This is a genomic window from Lysinibacillus sp. 10T31 (genome assembly GCF_056394365.1).
In genome coordinates, this window is record NZ_JBFTHS010000117.1 from 1 (window position 1) to 2,738 (window position 2,738).

The window sequence follows — 2,738 nt, forward strand, 5'->3', positions numbered from 1 at the left end:
GTTGGAAAACTGCAAACGAGGCTTTTAATGAGCAATTGTTGCACTTAATTTGACAAATCATCATAAAAAAAATTTAAAGCCGGTGAAATTTTACTGATCGTAAAATTTCACCGGCTTTTTAGTTTAGAGATGGGTTTTGTCCCAGCCTCAAATTCCGTCTATTAAGTGCTATTCTGAGTTCACCACTAAAAATATCTGTTATTTTAAATCTAAACCGTTTCTTCTCTTTATAACTTCCCCTATTTCCGTTAGTTTGAACAAAAACCTACATTACTACCATCATCCCCTGATACATCTGGAGTGAAACATAGCTACATAATCGCAAACTAGTAAAATATAAAAACGTCCTTTCTTCCAACGGGGACGTATTTACTATTTCTGATAACTCTAGAAAAAACTTATTAAGCATATTTCATTGAAAATAGTGTAATTACGGTTTAGAATCACATAGTTAGATCATAACTTAATAATCATCGAGTCTTCTAAACTATAATTAACAATCCTAGTTGCTTCTCATGAAATACCATTTTGGATTCTTTTTGTGCAGTTTTATTAAATAATATACACAGAATACAAGTATTATTGCTGAGATGATAAGATAGGCCTTATCCTGATAAGCCTCCATGTTAGCATTAGCATAAAATAAATGCTCTTTCCCCATACTGTCATCGTTAAATTTAAACAGCGTCTCGGACGCGTTATAAACCCCATGAATTACCATGCTTTTATATATACAATTACTATCAACAGCAACTAAAAATAATAAAAATCCAAAACAAAGAGCATACGTCAAAAATATTGGATTAAATCCACCCAAGGAATGCATGAGAGAAAATAGAATAGAGGTCAAAAGAAAGACAAGTAAAAGATTGTATTTTTTCACAAGCCATTTCGTTAAAAATCCTCTAAAAACAAGTTCCTCTGCGCCGCCCTGGATAAGGTAAGTAACAAAACATAATAAAACATATAGATAAACATTAAAATTAGAGATTTGTTCTGTAAATCCGATTTGAACATTAAATATAAGAGAGTATATAGAGATACCTACAAAATTAATAAACATACCAATCGCTAAACCACTAAGTATATTCGAAATAATCTTATATGGCCGATCTCTGGTAAATCCTATACTAGAAATCGGGTTCTTAAATATGTAAACATACACTAGTAGCAACAACCATATTCCAATAAAAGCACAAATAACTCCTACAAAACGATATATAGAACCAGTTTCTGAAGTAGAATTAAAGATAGTTTGAAGTGGAACACCCACTATTAATTGTGTTCCATAAAAGAGAACCATGATACCAACACTGCATATTAGAAGATATATCCAACCAGGTATTTTATCTACAAATTTATTTTTTCTGTTGTCTGATTTATTCTTAAGTAGCCATAAATTATTCACACGTTAATCCTCCACTATATTTTTTAGAAGTTGTATTCTAAAAAAAATTATTGCAATTGCTTCTTAGACCCTTATTTATAACATTCGGATAATAAATGAATCATCTAAACATTTCATAAAGATGACATTCTTGTACATACCCCTTTTTACCAGCTAAGTCTCATGCCTAGCTAATATTTTGAAACATCCCCAAAGCGGAGATTTTTTCTCTTTATAGTTGTCCTTGGGAATTCAGTTCATTTTTTTTGGGTAATACTTCATTTCTTAATATGATGGCAACGTGAAGTAACCTCTAAAGTCACATCATCATATCAATAATTCGTTCGCACACTCGCTGTACGCTTGACCCATATTAAGGTTTGCTCCTACCCAATGAAAATTAGCCATCGAGTCCTTATACGTTCTTGTTTTTTCCTCAAAACTACCACCAATCACCTTGCCAATAATTTTCACCTGATGTTCTCGCGTTACCTGAATATGTTCACCTAAAAGACCAGGTCACTCATTATCACAGAAGTGAGCCCTGGTCATTTGTTGAAATGTATTAAATTAAATGGTTGATAATTTTTGGATTATCCGAATACTAAAATAGCGACCCCTATAATTACACAAACAATTCCACTTAAAAATTGACCAATTCCTGATGCCTGCCCAAGTAAAAACAGATTAAAAATATTTTTGCTTTTTTGAGTCTTTCCAAATAAACCATCATCTGATTTCATTCGATAAATTCCCCAAGCAGTTAAAACAATCCCAAAAATGATAAAAATACTTACTGAACCTAACATATTAATTAATCTCCTTATTTGTCATTTTCATCAAAAATAAAAACTTCCTCTATCGATTGATTAAAAATCGATGCAATTTTATAGGCAAGTAATACAGAAGGATTATACTTCTGATTCTCAAGTGAAATAATCGTCCTAGACGATACACTTACACGATCAGCCAATTCTTGTTGAGTTAAATTATGCTGTTTTCTTAAATCTCGCACTCTATTTTCCATATTCGTCCTCCTTCAGAATTAAAGGACTCGTTCATAGAAAAATTTGGTTACAGTATTTAGAATGAAAAGAGCGAGTATTAATAGTAAAAGAACTGCTGTTACAGACAATACAATAAAATTACTCAAAAACAGCAATACTATTATTAATGAAGTAATACATTGCATAGTTATATTAGAAGCTTGTCCTTCAATAAGAGCATCTCTTTCATCATACTCTTTCGATAAATCATCCTCTTTTTCCGATTTTCTAAAATAGATTGTAATCGATACAATCAAAATAATAATACCAACAACGAAAAGATAGATTGCCGCCATTTTTTCTGT

At 31.4% G+C, this 2,738-nt stretch carries 4 protein-coding genes; all 4 read right to left on the reverse strand.

The window, feature by feature from the left end; all coding sequences use genetic code 11:
• Positions 1-502 precede the first annotated feature (502 nt).
• Positions 503-1,408, reverse strand: coding sequence for a lysostaphin resistance A-like protein (locus AC1DCY_RS26970; RefSeq protein ID WP_477355702.1), 906 nt, complete (start codon positions 1,406-1,408; stop codon positions 503-505).
• A 572-nt stretch (positions 1,409-1,980) separates the two neighbouring features.
• The gene (locus tag AC1DCY_RS26975; RefSeq protein WP_477355705.1) at positions 1,981-2,196 is read right to left on the reverse strand and encodes a hypothetical protein; all 216 of its coding nucleotides are present in this window, start codon (positions 2,194-2,196) and stop codon (positions 1,981-1,983) included.
• Positions 2,197-2,210: 14 nt separating this feature from the next.
• Positions 2,211-2,414, reverse strand: coding sequence for a helix-turn-helix transcriptional regulator (locus tag AC1DCY_RS26980; protein ID WP_068985171.1), 204 nt, complete (start codon positions 2,412-2,414; stop codon positions 2,211-2,213).
• Positions 2,415-2,432: 18 nt separating this feature from the next.
• Positions 2,433-2,738 (reverse strand): DUF2178 domain-containing protein (locus AC1DCY_RS26985; RefSeq protein ID WP_477355709.1); only part of this gene is annotated, 306 nt, incomplete at its 5' end.

Excerpts from the sequence above, each read along its gene's own strand:
- AC1DCY_RS26980 (WP_068985171.1), bottom strand. The coding sequence starts at position 2,414 with ATGGAAAATAGAGTGCGAGATTTAAGAAAACAGCATAATTTAACTCAA.
- AC1DCY_RS26975 (WP_477355705.1), bottom strand. The coding sequence starts at position 2,196 with ATGTTAGGTTCAGTAAGTATTTTTATCATTTTTGGGATTGTTTTAACT.